The organism is Paraburkholderia sp. PREW-6R (genome assembly GCF_039621805.1).
In the GTDB taxonomy this organism is placed as follows: domain Bacteria; phylum Pseudomonadota; class Gammaproteobacteria; order Burkholderiales; family Burkholderiaceae; genus Paraburkholderia.
The window spans coordinates 164315-188097 of sequence record NZ_CP155075.1 but is presented as its reverse complement, the minus strand read 5'-3'; the positions used below and the strand labels follow the sequence as shown (position 1 = coordinate 188097).

The following is a 23783-nucleotide window of genomic DNA, read 5'->3' as shown; positions in this document are numbered from 1 at the left end:
GCAAAAAGAGCCGCCGCAATAGAAGCTCTAACGGCAAAATGTCGCGGTTCTAAAGGGTTCGGGATGTGCCATGTCGCCGGTCGGCGCGGCAGGGATGCGCTGGGCAAGCGGATGCACACGTATTTAGTGCTCGGCTTTCTCGTCTTGCTGCTCCGCTGACAGATCCCGCCTGAAAGGCTCAGCGAGGAAACACGCGCACACGAGGCTCAATAAAGCGGTCGCGGCGATTTGGATCGAGATGTGTAGCGGGTGGCCGTAGGTGGCGAACAGTAGGCGGCGAACCGATAGGTGACGATCGACGGCGTCGATCCCGGCGTGATGATGCCGGCGATCTGATACGGCAGCGCTGCTCCCGTATTGCGCACCCGCGTACCGAACCGTTCCGCAAACCACGTCGATTGCACGCCATACGCCGACGCCTGGCTCGACGCGATGCCGCAGACGCAGACGCAGGCCGTCGTAGACCGCCGATACCCCCCGACCATGCCTGAGAACGCGAGAGGACGAGAACGTCTTTGCGGATCGCCAGTTTCTCGTAGACAATGCGTCATCAAGGCGCCGGACCATAGCGCGCCACGAGGCCAGACCTGCCTGGCTCGCAGGAAGACTTCCACGGCGCACAATCGGTTTCGCCGTCGCAGCGCTCAATCAATACGGGATGTGAATGGCAACCTCTAGCGAAAAATCTTCGGGACAGGCGCGTTACGCGAGCTATCCCAGTCTGGTTGACCGTGTCGTGCTCATTACGGGCGGCGCGAGTGGCATTGGCGCTTCGTTCGTCGAGCACTTCGTTGCGCAAGGCGCACGGGTGGGCTTTCTCGACATCGACACGAACGCGGGCACAGCGCTTGTCAAAGCGCTCGGCAACGCGCGTCACCAGCCGCTCTTCGTCGCCTGCGACGTCACCGACATTCCCGCGTTACACGCGGCCATCGCCCAGGTGCGAGCGGCATTCGGACCGATCGAGGTACTCGTGAACAATGCGGCGAACGATCGCCGCCACGCGCTCGCCGACGTGACGCCCCAGTCATTCGATGCGGGCGTGGCAGTCAACGTGCGGCATCACTTGTTCGCAGCGCAGGCCGTGGCCGACGATATGAAGGCCGCACGCGCGGGCTCGATCATCAATCTCGGCTCGCATTGCTGGATGCTCAAGAGCAGCCAGTTCCCGGTCTACGCCATGAGCAAGGCGGCAGTACAGGGTCTGACGCGTGGGCTCGCCAAGGACCTCGGCGCGTATGGGATCCGCGTGAACACACTCGTGCCGGGCTGGGTGCTGACCGAGAAACAGCGCAGCCTGTGGCTCACCGACGAAGGCCGCGAAGAGATACGACGCGGCCAATGCATCGACGAGGAAATGGAGCCCGGCGATATCGCGCGCATGGCGCTTTTCCTCGCGGCCGACGATAGCCGCATGATTACGTCCGAGGACGTGATGGTCACGTGTGGCTGGTCGTAGGAAGGCGCTTCTTGCCCGACGGTTTCGCTCGTTAGCGAGCGGTAGTGGCATGGCAACTTCCAGCCAGGGTCCGCTGACGGTGGAGGCGCGTTCGCGTCCTCGCGCAACCCGCCGATGCCTCCAGGATTGTCGACGGCTCCGCCCGGATCGCGCCGACGTATCGTGCGGACTAACCATAAGCACGCACGAGAAAGCGACGACTCCGCGTCGTCAGCACCGCTTCAGACGGTAACCGACGCCGCGCACGGTCACCACCTGCTGCGCGCCGATCTTGCGCCGCAAGCTGTGCACATGCACTTCGATCGCGTTACTGCCCACCTCCTCGCCCCAGCCATATAGCTTCTCTTCCAGTTCCGGCCGCGTGAACACCCGCGTGGGCTCTTCTATCAACGCCTGCAGCAAAGCGAACTCGCGCGGTAAGAGCGGCAGCACTTTGCCGGCCTGGGTGACTTCATGCGCGGCGGGATCGAGCGTGAGTTCGCCGTGCGAATAGACGGGTTGCTTCTGGCCGGTGCGCCGCCGCGATAGTGCGCGCACGCGCGCCGCGAGTTCGTCGAGGTCGAATGGCTTGATCAGGTAATCGTCGGCGCCAGCGTCAAGGCCGTGAATCCGGTCCTCGACTGCATCACATGCGCTCAGGATGATCACGGGTGCGGTGCCGCCGCTCTGGCGGTAGACCTTCAGCACGTCGATACCGTTTTTCTTCGGCAAGCCGAGGTCGAGCAGCACGAGGTCGTACACGCCGTTCCCGAGCGACAGTTCCGCCGCGCGGCCATCTTCGGCCCAGTCGATCGTGTAGCCCGAGCGGCGCATCGCGCCCAGGACCGTCTCCGCAATCATGTCGTCGTCTTCGACCAGTAGCAGACGCATGGCCGCTCCTCTCGTCCATTTGCCGACATTGTCGGACCCGGCAGCTTAACGTTTCCTTATCTCTTGCGGGCTGAAGTTCACGGAATGCCAATGAGCAGCCTGTTTCCGGTTAAGCGTTTCTTAAGCACATCATCAGCAGAATCCAAGTCCGTTCTGCGACACTCGTCGCCGCCCTTCCATCTTGTTCAGGAGCCGGATTGTGCCCGTTTTCAACGCCGCCGCGGCGGCCAGGTCGACGGTTCCGCCCGCAACAGGCCTGCTGTTGCTCATGCCCGTCTGCGCAATGCTGCTCGGCGGATGCGCCTGGTATCACCGCGAACCGCTCTCACCGCAGGACACGGCGACCTCGGCCCATTCGCTGGAACGCATCCAGATCGATCCGTCCACCATGCCGCTGCCTGAACTGGCGGCACATCGCTTCGATCCGTCCGACGGGCTCGACATCGACGAAGTCGCGATGCTGGCGGTGGCGAACAATCCCGACCTGAAGCTCGCGCGTGATGATCTCGGCATCGCCCGGGCGCAAGCTTATTCAGCAGGACTGCTGCCGGACCCGCAACTGAGCGTGTCGAGCGATTACCCCGGCGCGGCCGGCGCCACGCGCGCGTTCAATTACGGTTTGAGCATCGACGTGATGGCGATCGTGCTGCGCAGCGCGAACCGGCAATCCGCAGACGCGACGGCGGCCAAAACCGATCTCGGCCTGCTGTGGCAGGAATGGCAAATCGTTGCCCAGGCTCGCCAGTTGTTCATCAAGACACGCTTCCAGCAGGACACGCTGCCGCTGCTGCAACAGCAGCGGGACCTCGCGCGCACGCGCTACGAGCGCATGGCTGAAGCGCACCGCGACGGCAATCTCACCGACGACACACTCACCGCCGCGCTCACCGCATACAGCGACGCACGCAAGCAATACACCGACACCGAGCGGGCGGTGGAACAGACGCATCACGATCTGAACGCGCTGCTCGGCCTCTCGCCGGAGGTGCAGTTGCGACTCACCGGCGACGACGACGCCACCGAGCTGTCCGACGCGACGCTCGACGCGGCACTGGCCCACCTCGCGCGACGCCGTCCGGACCTGATCGCTTTACAAGCGGGTTATGAGGCGCAGGAGCAGAAATACCGCGCTGCGATTCTCAGCCAGTTCCCCAGTCTTTCCGTCGGTTTCGTGCGCGCGCGAGACACTTCGAACATCTATACCAGCGGCTTCCAGATCAACCTGAGCCTGCCGATCTTCAACCGGAATCGAGGCAACATCGCGATCGAACAGGCGACGCGTCAGCGCCTGCGCGATGAATACCAGTCACGCTTGAATCAGGCCTACGCCGACGTCGCCCAGATGCGTGCGGACACTGTGATTCTCTCTCGACAGTTACAGCAGACCGAAGCTGCGCTGCCCGATGTCGACGTTGCCGCACGACACGCGGCTGAGGCCTACGCGCAGCACGATATCGTGCTCGGCGCCTACACGGATGCGCAAAGCGCCGCACTCACCAAACGCATCGATGTCGCCACGCTGCGCGAATCGCTCGGCGAGCAGCGTGTCGGCTTGCAGGCGCTGCTGGGTAGCACGATTCCCGATGCCTTCTCATTCGCTCAGACCTCCACCGACACTCATGCGAAATAGTCCAATTGCCGCGCGGCGGCAGCGCCTTGCCACTTACGCGTTTTCTCTCGCCAGCGCCGCGCTGATGAGCGCCGGCGCGCATGCCGCCGGTGCAGCCAGCGCCTCCGCCGGCGACGATGCGGCCGACCGGGCCGTCGTATCCGTGCAGACAGTGAAGGTGCAGCGCGCCGTCATCGCGCAGCCGGTCCGCGCGTATGGCATCGTCGCGGCATCCGCATCGAACCTGACCACGGTCAATCTTCCATACACCGCGCGTATCGTGCAGATGCGTGTGCAGGCTGGCCAGAGCGTGAAGCGCGGCACGCCGCTCTTTGTCGCGCAAGCCGACCCTGCGGCGGTGCTCGCTGCCAGTCAGGCGAAAAGCGCGGTGACGCTGGCGCTGGGCGAACTGGCGCGCACGCAATCGCTGTACGACAAAGGGCTCGCCACGCAATCGCAACTCGCCACGGCCCGCAAGGCTGCCGAGGACGCCCGGCAGGCGCTTGCCGCGCAAAACCAGACGGGTGTCGCGAGCGGTAACAAGATCATCGCGGCGCCGATCGACGGTGTCGTCTTGCAGGTATCGGCGCAACAGGGCGATCAGGTGCAGCCCGGCGCCGCGATCCTGCAACTGGCTGGCGGCAGTGGGAAGGATGCGCATGCGAATGTCATGCTCGGCGTCGAGCCGTCTGACCTGTCCGCCATTCATGCCGGCGACACGGTCACGTTGCACGGCCTTTCTACCTCGCTCGCCAGCAGCGCGGCGGACGGTCACGTGGTACTGGTCGGCGCATCGGTCGATCAGCAAAGCCAGCTCGTCAACGTCGGCGCGAACGTCCCGCTCGGACAAGGCGGCTTCATTCCGGGCACGCGCGTCAGCGCCGACATCGCCACGCGTAGCGGCACGCATTGGGTCGTACCGCGCGCCGCCGTACTGAAAGACGACCATGGCGCGTACGTTTTTCAGATTACGCCGCAAAACAAGGCGCACCGCGTGGCGGTGGTGATGCAGGTCGAAAACGGCGACCGTTACGGCGTGGACGGTCCGATCGACGGCGCAGAGGGGCTCGTCGTCAGCGGCAACTATGAATTGAAGGACGGCATGACGGTGCGCTCGGGCGGAGGCGCGCCGCGATGAACTTCGGTCAATGGATGCAGAAGCACCGACGCTCGCTGCTGTTCGTGATCGCGCTGCTGGCGATCGCGGGCGCACTGACCGCGTTTCGCCTGCCGATTTCGCTGTTCCCGAACGTCGCGTTTCCGCGCGCGGTCGTCTCGCTCGACGCGGGCGACCGCCCCGCCGAACAGATGGCCACGCTCGTCACCATGCCAGTCGAAGAGGCGCTGCGCCGCGTGCCGAACGTACGCGACGTCGAGTCAAGAACGAGCCGCGGCTCGGCGGAAATCTCGATTAATTTCGACTGGGGCACCGACATGGCGCAAGCCACGTTGCAGGCCCAGTCGGCCATCAGCGAGATTCTGGCTACGCTGCCGCAAGGCACCTCGATGCAGGTACGGCGCATGGACCCGACTGTGTTCCCGGTGCTTGCGTATAGCCTGACGTCGAAACAGCAGTCTCTCTCGGCGCTGCGCGATTTGGCGCAATTCCAGATGCGACCGTTGCTGTCGTCCGTAGAGGGCGTGGCACGCGTCGAGGTGACCGGGGGCGCGCAGGACGAATTCGAAGTCGCGATCGACCCGGCGCGCCTTGCTGCCTACAAGATGTCGATCGCCGACGTCGCGAAAGCGATCAGTGCGAGCAACGTGCTGATGGCCATGGGCCGTATCGAGGATCACTACAAGTTGTACCTCGTGATTGCCAACACCACGATCACACAGCTCGACGAACTGCGCAACGTGGTGGTCGCGGCCAACGGCGCGACGCAAATCCGGCTCGGAGACATTGCGACGGTCCGGCAGGGAGTCGCGCCGCAATGGATGCGCGTCACCGCGGACGGCCAGGATGCCGTGCTACTGAACGTCTATCAGCAGCCCGGCGCGAACAGCGTGGCGATGGCCAAGGCGATCCGCGCGAAGCTCGCCGGCTTCCAGCATCAGATGCCTGCCGGCGTGAAGCTGTCGAACTGGTATGACCAGAGCGAACTGGTCATCGCCTCGGCGACCAGTGTGCGCGATGCGATCATGATCGGGGTGGTGCTGGCCGCGTTCACGCTGTTTGCCTTCCTGCGCAACTGGAAAATCACCGCGATCGCCGTCGCGCTGGTGCCTGTCGTGATGGCCGCGACGATACTGCTGCTCGACGTGTTCGGCATGGGGTTCAACATCATGACGCTCGGCGGGATGGCCGCCGCGGTTGGCCTCGTCATCGACGACGCCATCGTCATGATCGAACACATCGTGCGACGCATGCGCGAAGGCGGGGCGCACAAATTCCATGGCCGTGTGATGGCGGCGGCACTTGAATTCACACGGCCGCTTGCCGGATCGTCGGCGGCGACACTGATCATTTTCGTGCCGCTAGCGTTTCTGTCAGGCGTGACGGGTGCGTTCTTCAAGGCGCTCTCTGTGACGATGGCCAGCGCCCTGTTCATTTCGTTTTTCGTTACGTGGCTCGCTGTGCCGATCCTGTGCGACCGGTGGCTGAAGCCGAGAGACGCCGAGGAGCACAAGGAAACCCGCTTCGCGTCCTGGATGAACCGGCGCTACGGCGTTCTGGTCGAGCGCGTGACGGCACGCCCGATTCTCGTGCTTCTCGGCCTGCTGCCACTGATCGTCGTGGCTGCGTTCGCGTTTACACGTGTGGGCAGTGGTTTCATGCCAAGCATGGACGAGGGCGGTTTCGTGCTCGACTATCACACCGAGCCGGGCACCTCTGTGACGGAGACCGACCGGCTGATGAAGCAGATCGAGGGCATCATCCGCGCGAATCCGAACGTTGCGACCTACTCGCGCCGCACCGGCGCCGGTCTCGGTGGAGACCTGAACGAGCCCAACAAGGGCGACTTCTTCGTGCGGCTGAAATCGGGCGGCCGTGAGCCGATCGAGACGGTGATGGAAGAGATCCGCTCGAAGATCGAGACACAGGTGCCGGGCGTGAGCGTTGAGCTCGCGCAACTGATGGAAGACCTGATCGGCGACCTGACCGCGGTGCCGCAACCGGTGCAGATCAAGATCTATTCCGACGACCAGAACACGCTCGCCACCACCGCGCGCAAAGTCGCCGCGCAGATCGGCAAGATTCAAGGCGTGGTGGACGTCAACGACGGCATCAACCCGGCCGGGGATGCGCTGGAGTTGCACATCTTGCCGGAGGCGGCGGCGGCGGAGGGCATGGATCCGCAGTCGATTGCGCAGGCGGTGTCCGACATGGTGGAAGGCAATGTTGCCACGCAATTCCAGAATGGGCCGAAGACCGTGGGTGTGCGTGTGCGCGTTGCCGGGGCACTGACACTGACCGATACGCAATTGGGACAGTTGCAGATCCGCGCGCCGGACGGCCATCTGTTCGCGCTGAATCGTGTTGCAGACCAGGTGACCGTGACTGGCCAGCCGGAAATCAGCCGTGACAACCTCAAACGGATGGTGGCCGTGACGGCACGAATCGACGGTCGCGATCTGGGCTCGACGATCGTCGACGTGCAGAAAACACTGAGCGACAAGAGCCTGTTGCCGACTGGCGTGTATTACGAGCTGGGCGGACTGTATCAGCAACAGCAGATCGCCTTCAAAGGTCTGCTGACGGTGTTCGGCGCCGCGATCGCGTTGGTGTTCGGGTTGCTGCTGTTTCTGTACGAGCGCTTCCGCATTGCGCTGGCCGTGATGGCGATGCCTTTGCTGGCAGCAGGTGCGGTGTTTATCGGTTTGTGGATCACCGGCATCGAGTTGAACATCTCCGCGATGATGGGGATGACGATGATTATTGGCATCGTCACCGAAGTGGCGATCTTTTATGTATCCGAGTTGCAGGGTCTCGTCGCGGATGAGGGGCTGCAGTTCGAAGAAGCCTTGCTCGCGGCTGGCCGCAACCGGTTGCGGCCAATCGCCATGACCACGATCGCGGCCATTCTGGCGTTGCTGCCGTTGGCGTTTGCGCTTGGGCAAGGGTCGGCAATGCAGCAGCCGCTCGCGGTAGCGATCATTTCCGGGCTGATCGTTCAACTGCCACTGGTGCTTCTGCTATTACCCGTACTGCTCAAACTGCTGATGAAGCGAGACGCGTAGCGATGTTTATCGCGAGGTGCGGCGACTGGCCAAGGTTTAAGGCCACGGCGACTTCCCGCGCCGGGCCTAGTCGCCTGCCTTGATACAGGCGTGCGCTTCGGCCACAGACCTGCAGTCCCGCAGGCGGCTGCGAAACGCTCCATCATTGAAAAGTTGCGCCACTTCGGCAAGCAGTGACAGATGCATCGACGCTGCCCGGCCCGGCACCAGCAGGACAACGGCGTCCACCACCGGCAGGCGGTCAGGCGAATCCAGATTTAAGGCGATGGCTGAACGTACATAGAGCGCGGCGGCGCTGCGCAGATGATCCAGCCTGCAGTGCGGCACCGCGAAGCCATTTCCGAGCGCTGTCGATCCCATGCTCTCGCGCCTGTGCAATTCGAGCGCAATCTGTTTTGCGTCGACGCCCGTCATGCCGCCGAACCGTTCGCCGATCCATTGAAACAGGTCGCCGCGGCCGGGCAGTTCGAGGTCGAGCACGATCTGCCCGGGCGTCAGCAAATCGCGGATCGACGGTATGGAGCGAAGCGTTGCTTTCTGAGCGTCGAACCGCCTCGCGGCAATCTGCTCGCCCGCGCGGACCCGCGCGAGATCGCGCCACGCGTCGGACGGCGCGAAGGGCATGTGTACGATCCGGTCGAATACCGCGGAGGGCACGTGTTCGCCGATGCGCGACATCGCGCGCTCAACGTGAGGTTTGGGCAGATACAGCGACAGCCTGACGCGCTCGGTACCCGGCACAGGTGCAACGCGCATTGTCCAGCCGTCACCGTCGCAGTCCTGGGATAATGCCTGGCGCAAAGGTGCCGCGTGAACGGCTTCGAGTGTGACGTGCATCATCACACTGCGTGCTGCATCGCTCGCAGTTGTCCGGTCAGTTCCGCGCTCTTCAGTCTGGCCGGCATTCGCGGTAGAGGTGAGAAGTGACATCAGTTTCATGATTTGCGTTGTCGGCATGCCTATGCGTGTGAGCGGCGGCGGAAAGAACGTCCACGAGACTAAAGCCTGCGTGGCGCACAGGCACACTGACCACGTGAAAGGAGTCTTCCTCGATGCCGGGCGGCCGGATAGCCCGGCGGCCGACACCTGGCTGCAGATGCGTCACCCCTCTCTGTGTTCGTGTCAGAGCATCCGGCATGGGCGTGGTCTCTTGCGCAGTGACGAGCCGCTTATTGATGCACCTGGGCTCGCACAAAAAAATTTCCCGTCAAGAAGAATCGACACGGCCTGCGGTTGCACCTCTCAGTCGAGGGACGAAAAACCCTCGAACCCGAGGTGTAGAACGACCAGCCAGCGACAAGGACACGCTCGCGCAACCCGGACGGTTTTTCCTGTCAGGAACGTCAAATGGCCATCTCGACGAGCATGCCTGAATGCCTGCTTCGCGCTCGCCCGAATCCTGCAACTGGCCAGTGAATACATCATGAAGCTGAATAACGTAGTCAGGCCCAAAGCCGCGTCCTGATGGCTTTGGTAGACAACCAATGCGAAGATTGCTGTCGGAACCAGCACGGCCAGAATCGCCATGATCACCAAGGCGATGCGAAACCTTCGTTGCGTCTTGTGCGCATTGATACGCGGATGGGGATGGCCGGGCGTGGGCGAACCGATATCTTCGCTTTCGCCTTGCGCGTCATGAGTCGGATCGAAGTTCAAGGCTGTCATCTCTAATCAGAAGCCTTCGACAGACTATGCGATCAGACCGTTAAGGTTTGCAAAAATACGGGTGGCGGGTATCAATATCGTGTAAAGACCGCCGAACCGCGCCACGCGCAGCACGATTCGCCGGTCGGGCGCGCGCGCCGCTGTCATCCACCGCAGATGGTCACAGTCAGTTTCTAGAATCGCATGACGAGCGCTATTCCCGCCACCATCAACAATGTCCCGAGCGCGCGCAGCCAACTCAAAGGATGCTGGTCTACGCCAACCAGTCCGAAATGATCGATCGCGACCGATGCGACGAGGTTCGCGCAGATGGTCAACCCGTTGAGCGTGCCGACGCCGACCTTCTGCACGAGCGTCAGGCCCGCGAAAACCGCCACTGCCCCTACAATGCCGCCGAGCGGCGCCCACCATTTCATGCTGCGTAAGTTGTCGAGTGTGGGCAATGGCGTCGGCTGTATCCAGAACAGGGCGATGGCGAGAAACGTGACGAGCAGAAACGACACGCCCGACGCAAGCCACGGGTTGACAAGTGCTCTTTTGAGTTCGCCGTTAATGGGCGCGCCTGCGGCCTGGAGAATGCCGCCAAGAATGATGAAGGGATATATCCACGCGTTGCTCATTCGTCTGATCTCCGTCTGTTAGCGTTAATGCCCGGTCAGCAGGCGGCTGGCGAGCGCCAGCACGAGCGCGGGCAGCATGACGACCACACCGATCTTCAGGAACTGCCCGAAGCTCACTTCTTCGCCTTCCCGTCGAATCGCCGACAGCCAGAGGATCGTGGCGAGTGAGCCGGTGATCGACAGATTCGGGCCGAGGTCTACGCCGATCAGCAAAGCGTCTATGACGCGCTCGGGAGCGTGGGCCTGCAACGCCGTCGCGCTTGCAATGAGCCCGGCAGGCAGATTGTTGATTGCGTTGCTTCCAAAGGCGATGACCAGACCGGACAGCGCCGCCGTCATCGACGCATTTTGTCCGGCAGCCTGCTGCAGTAAAGCAGACAGTTCGTGAATGACGCCCGTATGGTCGAGCACCTCGACCAGCACGAAAAGACCGGCGACGAGCGGCAATACACTCCACGAGATCTGGCTCACGAGTTCAACCGGAGACTGCCGCTCCTTGATCAGCACGATCAGCGCCGTCAGGATGCCGAGAGCCGCCGTGGGCAGCCCCAGTTGGAGATCGAACGCTGAGACGACGAGCAGCGTGACTGCTGTCACGCCCATGCTCGCCAGGGTGAGCTTGCCGTTCGTTCCGAGCGGTTCCACGGGCAAATCGCGCGCGCATGTCCCACTGAGATTGACACGCTGCGTAAAGCGCAGCATCACGAAGGTGGCGATAATCGACAGCACCGAAGGCAACGCGAACCGCGCCATCCATAGACCGAGCGCTGGCGTATGGTTTGCATAAAGCACGAGGTTGGCGGGGTTGGAAATCGGCAGAACAAAACTCGCCGCGTTGGCGATGAACGCGCACACATAGAGGAAGGGGAGCGGCTTCGTTTGCGCCTTTTTCGCGGCGGCGAACACTGCGGGCGTCAGGACCACGGCGGCCGCGTCGTTCGACAGGAACGTCGTCACCACGACGCCTACGAGATATACCAGCAGAAAGAGCCTTCGCGGCGAACCGTTCGCGTAGTTGACAGCATGCCCAGCAACCCAGGCGAACAGCTTTTCGCGGCGTCCAAGCTCCGAGAGCAGCATCATGCCGATCAGGAAAAGATAGACGTCGGTGCCCTTGCCCACCGCCTGCCACGCCAGCGTGGCGGGGAGGAGTCCGAGGGCGACCAGCAGCAGCGCGCCGATCACGGCCCAGATGGCCTCGGGCCAGCGAAAAGGCCGCAGAATGACGCCGGCAGTCGCGGCGAGGGCAATACCCCATGAGAGAAAGACAGGATTCACCAATGACGTCCGTTTTTGTTAGGTCCGAGTTGCGAGCCGAGAATGCCGTGCTCCGGCCAGGGTTCGACGGCGTGCGCGTCAGTGCCGAGCGCACCGCGGCGTTCGATCTCTCCGCCCGCGTTGCCCGTTGCCGCTAGTGCGATCGAATCCTCGCCGATCCGTCCATCAGCCGTATGGGCCGTCACCGTCAACGGCATCCGGTGGCTAACCTTGCCCGTTGGCGGAGTGGCATGCCAGATTCCGGGTTCGCACGCGCTGGGCGAAAACTCGAGAGGCATGCCGCCGAGCGTCCCGGTGACGGACACGACCTCATCATCCGAAACGAGCACACGAATGCTTTCATTGCCGGTCGCGTCCTGCGTCGAACGCCGGCGATGTAACCGCCAGTCGGACGGACGCGTAATCATGACGAATGGCGACGCGGCATTGAGCGGGTGAAACTTCCAGCTCACGACCCCGCCATCGATTGCCGCGACGGAAAACCCCGGACGACCCTCGTCTTCCTCGATCTGTCCGGTGGACCGCGTGGCCGCGTAGACGACGAAGCCGTCGTTGAGCAACTCGTTGTAGTGGGTATGCCCGGTGTCCACCATCGCGACTTTGGCGTGTGCGAACGCCTCCGCCAGCGCCTGCCCGTCGGCGACATCGCCGGGATAAGCGTGCATGAACACGACCGGCGGCTCGGGATCTCGGGCGCTGGTATCGAGTTCCCGTTCGAGCCATTGGCGGTCCGAATCCGAAAGCCGGAAGTCGGGGCCGCCACGACCCGCCGATACCACGTCCAGAAAGATGCAACGATGGCCATTCACGACGCACGACGCGGGCAACAGGGCGTTGGCAAACGCATTGAATGCGTCCAGACTGCCTGGCTCGAAATCGTGATCGCCGGGGATCACGTGAAACGGCAACTTCAGATCCGACAATGCCCCGGAGATCCGCTGGAATTGCTCCGGCATCCCGTTATTCGCGTTATCTCCCGGCAGGAATACGAAATTGACACGGTCGGCGAGGCGGCGATTCACGAGCCGCACCATTGCCCTCAGATGCGCGAGGCTCTCGTAGTTATCCTCACTGGAGGCATGCAGATCTCCGAAATGCACCCAACTCAGCATGACATTGCTCCTTAGGTAAGGTACAAGCCCGTCGTCCCAACTAGGACGCGTCGACAAGGTCGGCTATTTCCCTCGGCCTCGATCGTGCGTCCGCGCCGGTTCTTTACGCCATGGCGCCACACGTGAACGTGCGCCCTCCTTCGCGTAGCGACGAGTCATTTGCAAAGGCCATGCCATGCGAGAACGCCTGTTGACTCAAGGCGTAAGTGATGAGAAGCGAGTCGATGTGTCAAGAAACCCGACAGCGTATGTCCGCTTCGCTGACACTGTCGGGATGAATGAGCGCCGAACGCGCAGGGCCGGTCACCTCGTGGACGGCCGCGGTGACGCCGACGCATTCCCACGGCTCGACAGTCACACGTACGATGCCACCTGCAAACGGTTGCATCATTGAATCGTTAGGGGTACGGATGTTATGGATGGGGAAGCGCCGGAACAGCCAGTCCGGCGACGCTACGCTTACGGACCGAGGAACTGCTTACAGGCAGCCGGCGGCCTTGAGCCTCGTGCACTTTCTGCCTACATTACTGCGCTATCCGGTGAAAAAAATTTCGTGGAGGGGTGCAGCGGAGGGCATCAATAACCCGGTGGCCCATCCATTTTTGGATTCCTGTGAGGAACCTCGGGACGTGCCTGATCTGCCTGGTCGGATGCGGGAGCCGTTGACGTAGCCGGTTGACTCGCCGCGCCCGATGTCGTGCTGGACACCGGCATCGTAGCGGTCGTGCATCCCGCGAGGACGAACACTAAAGCCGGTAAGATGTTTCTTGTCATTGCGCCTCCGGAATGGAGGTTACATGTTACGACGGACCGCCAGCCGGAAGCTTAAGGCCCGGCCATTTTCACCACGTTCAAGCGCCGCCTGTGCGCAGCGCTGCTGTCGTTCGCTGGCAGGGTGGCAGTGTCCGGCCACGCGCCGGGGCGCGTATGCCGGACGTACTCGACAACGTGAAGAAGCAGGCGTAATCCGTGTGTCGATGCCGCCGTATGACGCACCGTCCGGCTCGGTCGGCCGCGCATGGAACTGCATGGCTACGATCTCGAAGCGACGAACTGACTTGCGCGGGTCTGAACGTGATGCTGCGGATCGTGCCCGTGGCGGTGCAACGGTCGTTCCCACTGCTCGCCTTCAGCAAGCTAGATGACGTTGAGCAACGCCAGTGCCGTGTCCTGTAAAGGCTGCAATACGCGGCTTAAAGCGGCCTCGGTTTTTTCCTTACCCATCGGCATGTTCGTGCTGAGCGCCCCCACGACTTCGCCGTGGCGGTTCTTGAGCGGAACGGCGATGCCTCGAATGCCGATCTGCAGTTGCTGCTCGATCACGGCAAAACCATCGGCGTGCGCCTGACGGATCGTCTCCATCAGACGTGTCTTGTTCGTCAACGTATGCGGCGTAAAAGGAAGCAGTTCGGTACCGTCGAGCCATTCGCGCACGGAATCCATATCGGGTTTGTACGCGAGCAGCACGACGCCAGGTGAAGCAAGCGGTGCCGGCACGCGCGCGCCGAGCACGAAGCCCGTAGTCATTACGCGCGACGTGCCATTGCGCGCGATGAACACCAGTTCCCATTCGTCGAGTACGCTGACATACACCGACTCGCTGATCGCCGCGCTCAACTGCTGCAAATACGGCTGAACCAGCTTTGGCAAACGCGCTGAGTCGAAGTACGACCACCCAACCCGCAACACGCGCGGCGTCAAACCGAACTGCTTGCCATCTCCCTGCACATAGCCAAGGTGCTCGAGCGTCAGCAGATATCGGCGCGCCGCCGTGCGCGTCATATTGGTTCGCGCTGCCGCCTGGGTGGGCGTCATGCGCGCATGGTCGCTGTCGAACGCCTCCAGAATCGCCAACCCTTTCTCCAGGCCGGCGATCCAGTCACGCTTGTCCAACTGCGGTCTCGTCATGGAGAGAACCCTCACTTTGTGCATTGAGCGCACCACTGTGTGCGATTATCGCGCGAACGCGTTGCATTGTGCCTGCGCGCCGAGCCTTTTGGCCGGCGGATGGCAATCCGCACGGCTTTTGATCTGGTCATCAACGCGTCGCCTCTCGTCCTGAGAGCCTGTGATCCGCTGCCCGTTGACGTCAGTGCAATCGCGCAGCACGCGGCTGTCTGCGACAGACTGATGAAGACCTGCCGACGCCGCTTCTACGCGCGGCGTCCGTACGACCGTCGGAGCCTGGTGCTATCCCTCGAAATGAGCGTTAATCGCGCACTGTCGTTCGATCATCGATCCGTGACCTCCGTTAAAGTATTGCCCGGCTCAAGACAGTTCCCTATTCTGGAGTCAGCGTTCGCCCGGCAAGCGCCTTTGCCGACCACATTAGCCGGACGCTTAAACGAAACACATTCGAGACACGCCATGACATTCGCCGTTCAATCCTCCGAAGCCACCACTTTCGTCCGCTCCGACAAGAGCCGCGCGCGCAAAGCAGCGCTGGGCAGCTTTGTCGGCGCAGTGGTCGACTGGTACGACTTTCTGCTTTACGGCATCGTCGCCGCCATCATCTTCAACCGTGAGTTCTTTCCGCAAATCAGTCCGGCAATGGGCACGCTTGCCGCCTTCGGCACCTTCGGGGTGGGCTTCCTGTTTCGCCCGCTCGGCGGCTTCGTGTTCGGGCACTACGGCGACCGGCTCGGACGCAAGCGCATGCTGGTGCTGACCGTCATGATGATGGGACTGTCGACCGCGCTAATCGGCTTCCTGCCGACGTTCGCGACGATCGGCTGGTGGGCGCCGACGCTGCTCGTGTTACTGCGCGCAATCCAGGGCTTCGCGGTGGGCGGTGAATGGGGCGGAGCGGCGTTGATGGCCGTTGAAAGCGCACCGGAGAAAAAGAAGGCGTTTTACAGCAGCGGCGTTCAGGTGGGTTACGGCGTCGGACTGATCCTCGCCACCGGCATTGTGTCGATCCTGAGCCAGACGATGGACAACGAGACTTTCAGAACATGGGGTTGGCGCATTCCCTTCGTCTTCAGCGTGGTACTCGTGCTGATCGGTCTGTGGGTACGCTCGAGCATGGAAGAGTCGAAAGAGTTCGTCGAAAAGGTCGAAAAGCCCCGTCATCGCGCACGCCTGCCGATCGTCGAGGCGTTGCGTCAGCACCCGAAAGCCTTCCTGCTCATCATCGCACTGCGTCTTGCCGAACTCTTCACGATGTACATCGTCACGGCTTTCGCACTGAGTTATTCGACGACCAATCTCGGCATGCCGCGCCAGTTCTTCCTCAACATCGGTCTGCTGGTGGGCGTCGTGAGCGTCGTGACCATTCCCTGTTTTGCGCTGCTTGCCGACCGTTTCGGACGCCGCCGCATCTATATCGTCGGCGCACTCGTGGGCATGCTGAGCGCCGTGCCGTTTTTTCTCGCTCTCGACGCGCGTTCAACACTCTGGATCGTCGTCTTCGCCGTGTTGCTCGCCAACGTCGCACACGACATGGTGGTGAGCGTGCAGCAGCCGATGTTCACCGAGCTGTTCGGCACCGAGTATCGCTACAGCGGCGCAGGCGTCGGCTATCAGGTCGCGAGTGTCGTGGGCGGCGGCTTCACGCCGTTCATTGCCGTCGGCCTGGTCAGCTTCGCGGGTGGCTCGTGGCATCCGGTGGCGGCCTATCTAGCGGTCGGCTGCCTGCTGTCTCTGGTCGTCGCCGCTCGGATGAAAAAACACTGACATAACCGTGCGGGGAGCCTTTGGCATCGGATGCCAAGGGCCCTCCGTGCCTCGATCAGCCCGGCTGACGCGGGCGATGCCACATGTCACATGGTTGGGGAGATCGCGGTTGAAGTCGTGATCGCGAACGCGTTCCCTCGATCACTCGCCCGGCGGATGCGCGCCGCCGTCCAGCGAACTAACGATGTTCGCGCGACGAGTCGAATGACGACTTAAAGTATGGATTCCGCCTGCCGTAATACCCACTGGAATGTCGACTGCAACGTACTGCGGCGGCGCGCCCTTAACCGGTCCACGTGGCCTTTCGTATGTGAATCTGAAGTGCAAAGTTCTCAAAAATGCAATATATGCACGAGGGGCGCGCTCGTCCCTGTGCGGATGGGCGGCAGGCCTGGCGATAAACCCACGAAAAGTGTCACCGGTCAGTGCGACAGATGTGGAAGTATCCTGCGCATCGGACTCAGCGCATTGCCCTCTGCGCAAGCCGGCGCCTCCGCGGTACGGTCCGTCACACTCGGCTAGCCAGGTACGGCGAAGCAACTGAGCGGTCGGGTCCATGGCGCGAGGATGTGATGCCCGGTTTCTCAACCGCGCTCGCCTACACCGTTCCAGTTCCGGAACCGTCGAGGGCTCTCGATAGGGCGCCGACTCGCGTCATGCGAAGTCCTGGTCCGCCATGCGCGTCAGCTTGCGCTGGGAACAGGTGCACCCGGTCGCCTGCATTCCGTATCTGCGGCCCGGTGCAAGGAGTTGCAGTGAGCCGGCGTGCCGACGCACCTCTTCGGCGGGCAGCGGACCGCCGTGGCCCATGTGGAAGCGCCGTATTCCCGCGTCGACCATGCCGAGCAACGCTGCGCTGACAGCTTTCGGGTCGTCTTCGAACGGAGGACGCATGGCGTGGCGCTTGCGCATGATTCCCCCGAGAAAGACACCCGATGCCACCAGATCGCCGACCAATGCGTCGCCACTGCTCAGCTCGACCGACACAGAGCCCGCCGTGTGGCCTGGGGTGTGCGTTGCCAGCCCGTCGATCCCATAGCCGCTCAGATCGAAGCTGGCGCTCTCCTGCAGCAGGATGTCCGGCGTGAAAGGCAGGTAGGGCTCAAGAGGCAACCCGGAGCGCAGGAAAAGCGGTCCCCACCAATGGGCGACGCAGTATGTCATCTCCTTGCGCCGCTCGTAGTAGTCCAGATCGGCCGCATGAGCAAGGATCGGTGCGCCCGTGAGTTCACGCAGTCGGGCAGCCGACCCCGCATGGTCGGTATGCGCATGCGTGATGACAATCAAGGTGACATCGTGAAAGCCGCGGCCAATCTTCCTCAACGCACGCTCGATCTTCGTCTCCGATCCCGGCGTGCCCGTGTCGACCAGGATGCAACCGGTTGTACCGACAACCAGGTGGCAATGCACCATGCCCAACGGCAGGATCGGGATCGTGATGATGGATGGGGGAGTCACGATGTATTTTCCTTGTACGTGGTTGATGGGCCACACCTGCCGGTTCAGTTCAGCCCCAGCGGGTTCGAAATGCGCAGTCTCCAGCCACCGTCGCGTCCCCTTTCCATGACCTGCGTGGCAGTACCGTGCTCCACGTGGGGCTGCCCGTCTGGCAGCGTCACGTTCAGCGTCCAGTCGAGCAGCACGAGTGCGATGTCGCCGCTCTGCAGCACACGACGCACGGTGTTGCGAATGCGCGGTCGGAGTGCCAGCAGTTGCGCGAAACCGCTACGTAATTCAGCGTTGTTTTGCTGTACCACGTCGCCGTTCGTCATCCGCATCGTGGCCTGATTGCTGAACACGCTGACCAGCGCATTGAGATCGCCCGCATTCAATGCCGCGTCGAAAACCACCGGGACCTCGCCGGGCGTGCTGCACACGGCGCACCTGTCCTCGATAGCCGCGACGAAGCGCGCGATGGTCTGTGCAACTTCGAGCGGAGCTTCCAGCGGCGACAGGTGTCCCGTTCCCGGCAGGATGTGCAACGCCGCGTGCGGAATGCGAGGCAGCAGTTCGGCCTGCAGCGTCGCGACGCGATCCACCTGGTCCAGCTCCCCGGAAATGACGAGGGTCGGGGCGTCAATCGCCGCCACCGCCTCGCTGATGTCTTCGCGCATCGCCACGTTCGGCCACGCCGCCTTGGCCTGCGGCGCGCCCTTCAGGCTGTCCTCGATCACTTGCTGGCGGCAGGCGGCGTCGAGCGGTTTCGCGGTCAGCACGTGATCGATAACGAACTCGACCGATTCAAGAGATTGATACGCGCCGGCCAACGTCGCACGCTGCTCATCGGAGAGGCGCATCGGCGACGGTGGCGACGGGGCGACGAGCACAAGGCCCTCGAGCCCGCGCGGCCGGCGCGATGCGATGAGTTGCGCGACCTTGCCGCCCATCGAGTGACCGACGAGAACGCAGCGTTGCAATCCCAGCGCTTCAATGACGCCCTCGGCGTCCGCAGCAAGATCAGCGATACGGTAGCCATCTGCGGCCGCCTCGGAGTCGCCCCAGCCTCGATGATCGGTGGCGACGATCCGGTAGCGGTCGGACAACTCACCTGCCACTCGGTCCCACGTTCGGGACGAGCCGCCGTAGTAATGCAGGAATACGAGTGCCAATTCCCCGCTGCCTTGCTGCTTGACGTGAATCCGCGTGCCGTTCGTCTGGATGTCCATTGCAGTGCACCTTGTTCATTAGGTGCATCGATGGTAGATCCCAGCCCGGCATCTGATAATTCCCGGATCAGTGGTGACAGTCGATAATGGTGTTACCGAATCGGAGCGCAGGTCTGTTTGACGAGCTTCGGGCGGCTACCCACACAACACGCGCGACTTCTTGTGGTCGCTCATAGTGGGCGCATCCACGTTACGAGTGAGCATTCAGTTACCGAGGAGCGCTGCGACCCGGCTTGCGGTTGCCTTCGCCGATTGCGGATTCTGACTGGTCACGCAAGTACAGACGCCTGATGGCACAGCGGGTATCGTGACTGGGGCTGCTGGATCACTGGTCCTGTGACTGCCGGGTGGCCTTGCCAAGCGTTGTGCTCGCGCCCCCAGGAGCGCTTCGTCACGACCGCGCGCGGCTGCTAGCGCTCCCGCACTCTTGTCATGTCAGCCGATTTCGTGTCTATTCGCTATTTACGATGAAGCCGGTAACGCCTGCATGGAACTGAAGCACATTCAATACTTCATCGCCCTGTTCGAAGAAGGCACCGTTACGCGCGCGGCGAGCCGGCTGAACATCGCGCAGCCTGCGCTCAGCATGCAGATTGCCAGGCTCGAAAAGGAAGTCCGCCAGAAACTCTTCGAGCGCGGACCGCATGGCATGGCGCCGACCGACGCCGCCCGGCTGATGTACCGGCTCTACACGCCGATCATGCGCGACATCGCGCACGCGCGCGAGCACATGAGCCGCCGCGACGTGGTGGTGACGGGGCGCGTGTCGCTAGGGATGGTGTCGTCGGAGGCGCAGAGCGTGTTGCCCGAATCGCTCGCGAGATTCGACGCGATGTTTCCTCAAGTCGAGGTATCGGTGGCCGATGGCTTCAGCGCGCAGCTGATCGACGCGGTCGAGGCAGGCCGCCTCGACGCTGCCATTATCAACAAGCCGCGCGGACGTCTCACGCTCGACGTGGAGCCACTACTCGTCGAAGAAATGGTGCTGGTGACGAGCGCGACACATGACCCCGACCTGCCCGACGAAATCGACCTGACGCAGCACACGGATTTCGAGCTGGTTCTGCCGACGCGCCGCAACGGCCTGCGCGGTGCGCTCGACGCAGCGCTGATGGCCGCCGACGTTCTGATCAGGCCGAAGTTCGAGATTGATCTCTTGAGCACCATCGTGCAGTTCGTCAAGCAGAGCAGCGTCGCCACGATCCTGCCGCGCGTCGTCGTGCAGGCGGACGTCGACGCCGGTCTGCTGCGCGCGCGCACGATCGTGTCGCCGCCGATCGTGCGTCAGATCATTCAGGTCACGCATCCCAAGCGGCCGATTGGTCCGGCCGCGCAGGCATTGATCGCGATCATCACCGAGGAGATTCGCCGCGTGACGATCGGCTCATCCGACGCCTGACCGTCATCACGGGTTGCGCGTGCGCGCCCCGTTGTCGAGCTTTCCGAGTTTGCCGAGCGTTTCGGGCACCACGAATGCGCCGACCAGGAAAATCACGCTGATCGCGCCCGCGAAGATTGCGAGCGTGAGTGGCAACTGGCTCGCATCCTTCGCGACCAGCGAGACGAAGGTCGGCATCATCCCGCCAATCGCGAAGCCGATGTTCCATGACAGGCCGGTGCCGGTCGCGCGGATCGCAGTCGGAAAGCGCTCGTTCAGGAAAATCAGCACCGGCGCGTAACCCGCGCTGCCAAGCGCGGACAGCACGACCGCGTACACGCCGACCATCGTGATGCTTTGCGCGGTCGGCAACAGCAGGAACAGCCCTGGCAGCGCGACGAGCCGAATCAGGCCGACCCAGATGAACGTCCATTTGCGGCCGATAAACGTGCTGAGGTGCCCCGCCGCGACCGACGCCACCACTACGGCCAGGCTGCTGATCATCAGGATGGCGGCGGCGGCGCCGTTCGGTGCGTGACTGACCACCTTGAGGAACGTCGGCAGATAGCCCGACGTCAGGTAATAGCCGCTACCGCCGCCGATCGTCAGCAGCAGGTTCACGAACAGCACGCCGCGATACTCGCGCGAGAACAGCGTGCGAACCGGCGAGCGCACCACTTCGGCCGTTGCATGCGTCACCTGGGCCGCGGCTTTCGCGGCTTTTTCCGCAGCAATCTTTTTCCAGAGCGGCGACTCTTCGAGACTGTTGAACACGAACAGACCGAGCACCGAACTCAGGATGCCGGTGAAGAACATGCAGCGCCAGCCCCACACCTCGAACGCATTGCCCGGAAAGAGCGCGGACATCGCCAGATAGGTGAGCGACGCGAGCAACGCGCCGAGCCCTGCGCCGCCGCCGCCGATCAGCCCCGAAACCGCGCCGCGATACTTCGGCGCGACCGATTCGGTGCCGATCGTGTGCGTGGATGCGACCACGCCGCCCACGAATACGCCTTGCACCAGACGCAGAATCAGAAAGAGGATCGGCGCCGCGAGACCCGCTTGCGCGACCGTCGGCAGCACGCCGAACGCAGCCGTCGATACGCCGACGCCGACCACCGCTGCGATCATCGCGCCCTTGCGGCCGTGGCGGTCCGCATACGAGCCAAATAGTGCGGAGCCGAGCGGACGCATCAGCAGCGTCACGGCGAAAGACGCATACACCGCCGCGAGCGACAGCATCGCGTGTTCGGACGGAAAGAACAGCCGCCCGACAATGGGCGCGACGTACAGGAGCACGAACAGATCGAACAGATCGAGCGCCCAGCCCATGCACGAGGCCATCACCGCGCCCATGACCTGCCGTTGATTGACCGGAACCGCGACGGTCCCCTCTTGCGCTGCTACGGACATAGAAATCTCCTTGAGTGTCGCCGGGCTGGCGATTGACTGGCCCGGTACGGCAGGCGCGCTTCGATGCGCGCTCTTTGCGGGGTTAATGAATCGTTAGTACAGCGCGGCCAGCGGCGACGCCGCGCTCGCCCGTCGCTGCGCCACCATTGCGTCGGCGATTTTCTCGGCGATCATGATGGTCGGTATGTTCGTATTGGCGGACGGCAGTCGCGGCATCAGCGACGCGTCCACGACGCGCAAGCCTTGCGTTCCGCGCACCCGGCCCTCGGTATCGGTCACCGCGTCGCGATCGCGTGCGTCACCCATGCGGCAGGTGCCGCTCGCATGCCAGACGCCGAAAACGTTCGCGCGGATGAAGTCGGCGAGCGCCCGCTCGTTGTCGAGCAGCGCACTCGTCCGCAAGCCCTTCGTGAAGAAGCGTTCGATCAGCACCCGTCGCAGCGGCGCGGGCAGATCGAGCATCACGCCGAGCATCGAAGTGAGGCGCGCATTGCCGGCGCCCACCTTGCTGAGCGCCTTGACGCGCGGCGAAAATGCAGCAGGAAAAAAGTCGCGCCCCAGACTGTCAGCGCGCCCCAGACCGGACGCGGCGACAACGTGCGCGAGCAGGCGCACACCGAAGGCCAGTCGCTGCACATCGCGCTCATCGTCGAGCAGATTCAGATCAACGCTTGGCGCGGCGAACGGATCGGACGACGCGAGTTGCACACGACCGCGAGAATAGGGCCGGTTGCACCACAGGAAAAACAGGCCCAGCCGGGTGCCGAGCGCATGCCATGCGGCGCGCGTTGCGCTCGACAAATACAGGTCGGACGCGTCGCACCCTGCTACACCGGAACTGATGCGTGCGGCCGTCATGCTGGCGCGGCGGCGCGCGAGCGGCATGCGAAAGCGCGGCTCCAGGAAATGGCAGAACGTGAGCGACGGATGATCCTGCAGATTGCGCCCGACGCCAGGCAAATCCACCGCACAGGCGATGCCGAGTTCGGCAAGCTCCTGCGCAGCGCCGATGCCGGCGCGCAGCAGCAGTGCCGGCGACTGCAACGCGCCCGCACTCAACACGACTTCGCCAGCTGAAAACTGCACGCGCTCGCCGTTTGGCGCAATAGCCAGCACACCGCGCGCGATCGCGCCTTCCATCACGATGCGCTCGACGCGCAGATTCGCGTACACACTGAGATTCGGACGCTTGCGCGTCGCTTCGTCAAGATAGGCGATGGCCGTGGACACGCGCCGGTCGTCGAGATTCGAGAACGCGCCGGGAAAGAAGCCGTCGCCGAACTCGCCGTTCTGATCGCGCAGTTCCGCGAGGCCGACCGCGCGAAAGCCTTTCGCAAAAGCATCGCAAAACGGCGGCCAATCCTTCGGCATGATGCGGCGAATCGGGACCGGACCATCGCTGCCATGCAGCTCGCCGCCCGGAAAATCCACGTCGCGTTCGAGCTTGCGGAAATATGGCAGCACATCGCGCCATGACCAGCCGTCGGCGCCGTTGGCGGCCCACTCGTCGTAATCGCGCGGCAGGCCGCGATTCGCCGACTGCACGTTGATGCTCGAGCCGCCGCCCATCACGCGGCCCTGCTCGTACACGCGCGGCGTGGCGTCACGCGTGGCTTTCGCCTTCAGCTCCGGCCAGATGTAGGTGTCGCCACAGAACACGGGCATCGGATAGCTGTCGAGAATGGCCTCGGGCACCGCGCCAGGCGGCGTGTCGGCGCCCGCCTCGATCAGCGCGACGCGCACCGATGGCGACGCGGACAGCCGATGCGCAAGCACGCATCCCGCCGAGCCGCCGCCTACGATCACGTAGTCGTAGCGCTCCATTCTCATGTCTCCAGTCTGTTGTTTTATGCGCA

At 63.1% G+C, this 23783-nt stretch carries 17 protein-coding genes; 6 read left to right on the top strand and 11 right to left on the bottom strand.

Annotated elements, in window-relative coordinates:
* Window positions 1-664: 664 nt before the first annotated feature.
* Window positions 665-1459 carry an SDR family oxidoreductase gene (locus AAGS40_RS25465; protein WP_345817228.1) on the top strand — a complete coding sequence of 265 codons (795 nt, stop codon included), beginning with the start codon at window positions 665-667 and terminating at the stop codon, window positions 1457-1459.
* Window positions 1460-1669: 210 nt separating this feature from the next.
* Here AAGS40_RS25465 and AAGS40_RS25460 read toward each other — a convergent pair whose 3' ends face one another.
* On the bottom strand, window positions 1670-2329 hold the full coding sequence (locus tag AAGS40_RS25460; RefSeq protein ID WP_345817227.1) for a response regulator: 660 nt from the start codon (window positions 2327-2329) through the stop codon (window positions 1670-1672).
* A gap of 268 nt (window positions 2330-2597) precedes the next feature.
* Between AAGS40_RS25460 and AAGS40_RS25455 the strand changes: the two genes are divergently transcribed.
* The 3 genes from AAGS40_RS25455 to AAGS40_RS25445 are packed head-to-tail and all read left to right on the top strand — an operon-like array spanning window position 2598 to window position 8120.
* Window positions 2598-3959 carry a TolC family protein gene (locus tag AAGS40_RS25455; RefSeq protein ID WP_345817591.1) on the top strand — a complete coding sequence of 454 codons (1362 nt, stop codon included), beginning with the start codon at window positions 2598-2600 and terminating at the stop codon, window positions 3957-3959.
* On the top strand, window positions 3949-5076 hold the full coding sequence (locus AAGS40_RS25450; protein ID WP_345817226.1) for an efflux RND transporter periplasmic adaptor subunit: 1128 nt from the start codon (window positions 3949-3951) through the stop codon (window positions 5074-5076). Before AAGS40_RS25455 ends, AAGS40_RS25450 begins: the two co-directional genes overlap by 11 nt.
* Entirely contained in the window at window positions 5073-8120 is a 3048-nt protein-coding gene (locus AAGS40_RS25445) for an efflux RND transporter permease subunit (RefSeq protein WP_345817225.1), read from the top strand. Before AAGS40_RS25450 ends, AAGS40_RS25445 begins: the two co-directional genes overlap by 4 nt.
* 66 nt (window positions 8121-8186) lie before the next feature.
* Here AAGS40_RS25445 and AAGS40_RS25440 read toward each other — a convergent pair whose 3' ends face one another.
* The 6 genes from AAGS40_RS25440 to AAGS40_RS25415 all read right to left on the bottom strand — a co-directional run bounded on the left by AAGS40_RS25440 (window position 8187) and on the right by AAGS40_RS25415 (window position 14703).
* On the bottom strand, window positions 8187-8876 hold the full coding sequence (locus AAGS40_RS25440; protein WP_345817224.1) for a PTS sugar transporter subunit IIA: 690 nt from the start codon (window positions 8874-8876) through the stop codon (window positions 8187-8189).
* Window positions 8877-9362: 486 nt separating this feature from the next.
* Window positions 9363-9785: a hypothetical protein gene (locus AAGS40_RS25435; RefSeq protein WP_345817223.1), complete on the bottom strand. Its 423-nt coding sequence runs from the start codon at window positions 9783-9785 to the stop codon at window positions 9363-9365.
* Between the two features lie 173 nt (window positions 9786-9958).
* Window positions 9959-10405, bottom strand: coding sequence for a DMT family transporter (locus tag AAGS40_RS25430; protein WP_345817222.1), 447 nt, complete (start codon window positions 10403-10405; stop codon window positions 9959-9961).
* Between the two features lie 24 nt (window positions 10406-10429).
* A complete protein-coding gene (locus tag AAGS40_RS25425) occupies window positions 10430-11683 on the bottom strand; it encodes an arsenic transporter (RefSeq protein WP_345817221.1) in 1254 nt (417 codons plus the stop codon).
* The gene (locus AAGS40_RS25420) at window positions 11680-12795 is read right to left on the bottom strand and encodes a metallophosphoesterase (protein ID WP_345817220.1); all 1116 of its coding nucleotides are present in this window, start codon (window positions 12793-12795) and stop codon (window positions 11680-11682) included. The genes AAGS40_RS25425 and AAGS40_RS25420 overlap by 4 nt, the downstream gene beginning before the upstream one ends.
* Before the next feature lie 1137 nt (window positions 12796-13932).
* Complete coding sequence (locus AAGS40_RS25415; protein ID WP_345817219.1) at window positions 13933-14703, bottom strand: IclR family transcriptional regulator C-terminal domain-containing protein; 771 nt, start codon at window positions 14701-14703, stop codon at window positions 13933-13935.
* Between the two features lie 459 nt (window positions 14704-15162).
* Here AAGS40_RS25415 and shiA point away from each other — a divergent pair, with 459 nt between their 5' ends.
* Window positions 15163-16470, top strand: coding sequence for a shikimate transporter (shiA, locus tag AAGS40_RS25410; protein ID WP_345817218.1), 1308 nt, complete (start codon window positions 15163-15165; stop codon window positions 16468-16470).
* Between the two features lie 654 nt (window positions 16471-17124).
* On the opposite strand, the gene AAGS40_RS25405 is transcribed toward shiA, so the two are convergent.
* Both AAGS40_RS25405 and AAGS40_RS25400 read right to left on the bottom strand, forming a co-directional pair.
* Window positions 17125-17928, bottom strand: a complete 804-nt coding sequence (locus tag AAGS40_RS25405) for an MBL fold metallo-hydrolase (RefSeq protein ID WP_345817217.1) — start codon at window positions 17926-17928, stop codon at window positions 17125-17127.
* A 44-nt stretch (window positions 17929-17972) separates the two neighbouring features.
* Entirely contained in the window at window positions 17973-19136 is a 1164-nt protein-coding gene (locus AAGS40_RS25400) for an alpha/beta fold hydrolase (protein WP_345817216.1), read from the bottom strand.
* A 487-nt stretch (window positions 19137-19623) separates the two neighbouring features.
* On the opposite strand from AAGS40_RS25400, the gene AAGS40_RS25395 reads away from it, so the two are divergent.
* The gene (locus AAGS40_RS25395; protein WP_345817215.1) at window positions 19624-20535 is read left to right on the top strand and encodes a LysR family transcriptional regulator; all 912 of its coding nucleotides are present in this window, start codon (window positions 19624-19626) and stop codon (window positions 20533-20535) included.
* Between the two features lie 6 nt (window positions 20536-20541).
* On the opposite strand, the gene AAGS40_RS25390 is transcribed toward AAGS40_RS25395, so the two are convergent.
* Together AAGS40_RS25390 and AAGS40_RS25385 are read right to left on the bottom strand one after the other, a co-directional pair.
* Window positions 20542-21927, bottom strand: coding sequence for an MFS transporter (locus AAGS40_RS25390; RefSeq protein ID WP_345817214.1), 1386 nt, complete (start codon window positions 21925-21927; stop codon window positions 20542-20544).
* Between the two features lie 93 nt (window positions 21928-22020).
* Window positions 22021-23751, bottom strand: a complete 1731-nt coding sequence (locus AAGS40_RS25385) for a GMC family oxidoreductase N-terminal domain-containing protein (RefSeq protein WP_345817213.1) — start codon at window positions 23749-23751, stop codon at window positions 22021-22023.
* Between the last annotated feature and the right edge of the window lie 32 nt (window positions 23752-23783).

Coding starts and splice junctions, on each gene's coding strand:
- AAGS40_RS25435 (WP_345817223.1), bottom strand. CDS start 9,785: ATGACAGCCTTGAACTTCGATCCGACTCATGACGCGCAAGGCGAAAGC.
- AAGS40_RS25420 (WP_345817220.1), bottom strand. CDS start 12,795: ATGCTGAGTTGGGTGCATTTCGGAGATCTGCATGCCTCCAGTGAGGAT.
- AAGS40_RS25415 (WP_345817219.1), bottom strand. CDS start 14,703: ATGACGAGACCGCAGTTGGACAAGCGTGACTGGATCGCCGGCCTGGAG.
- AAGS40_RS25465 (WP_345817228.1), top strand. CDS start 665: ATGGCAACCTCTAGCGAAAAATCTTCGGGACAGGCGCGTTACGCGAGC.
- AAGS40_RS25395 (WP_345817215.1), top strand. CDS start 19,624: ATGGAACTGAAGCACATTCAATACTTCATCGCCCTGTTCGAAGAAGGC.
- AAGS40_RS25390 (WP_345817214.1), bottom strand. CDS start 21,927: ATGTCCGTAGCAGCGCAAGAGGGGACCGTCGCGGTTCCGGTCAATCAA.
- AAGS40_RS25385 (WP_345817213.1), bottom strand. CDS start 23,751: ATGGAGCGCTACGACTACGTGATCGTAGGCGGCGGCTCGGCGGGATGC.
- AAGS40_RS25460 (WP_345817227.1), bottom strand. CDS start 2,329: ATGCGTCTGCTACTGGTCGAAGACGACGACATGATTGCGGAGACGGTC.
- AAGS40_RS25400 (WP_345817216.1), bottom strand. CDS start 19,136: ATGGACATCCAGACGAACGGCACGCGGATTCACGTCAAGCAGCAAGGC.
- AAGS40_RS25455 (WP_345817591.1), top strand. CDS start 2,598: ATGCCCGTCTGCGCAATGCTGCTCGGCGGATGCGCCTGGTATCACCGC.
- shiA (WP_345817218.1), top strand. CDS start 15,163: ATGACATTCGCCGTTCAATCCTCCGAAGCCACCACTTTCGTCCGCTCC.
- AAGS40_RS25440 (WP_345817224.1), bottom strand. CDS start 8,876: ATGCGCGTTGCACCTGTGCCGGGTACCGAGCGCGTCAGGCTGTCGCTG.
- AAGS40_RS25430 (WP_345817222.1), bottom strand. CDS start 10,405: ATGAGCAACGCGTGGATATATCCCTTCATCATTCTTGGCGGCATTCTC.
- AAGS40_RS25450 (WP_345817226.1), top strand. CDS start 3,949: ATGCGAAATAGTCCAATTGCCGCGCGGCGGCAGCGCCTTGCCACTTAC.
- AAGS40_RS25445 (WP_345817225.1), top strand. CDS start 5,073: ATGAACTTCGGTCAATGGATGCAGAAGCACCGACGCTCGCTGCTGTTC.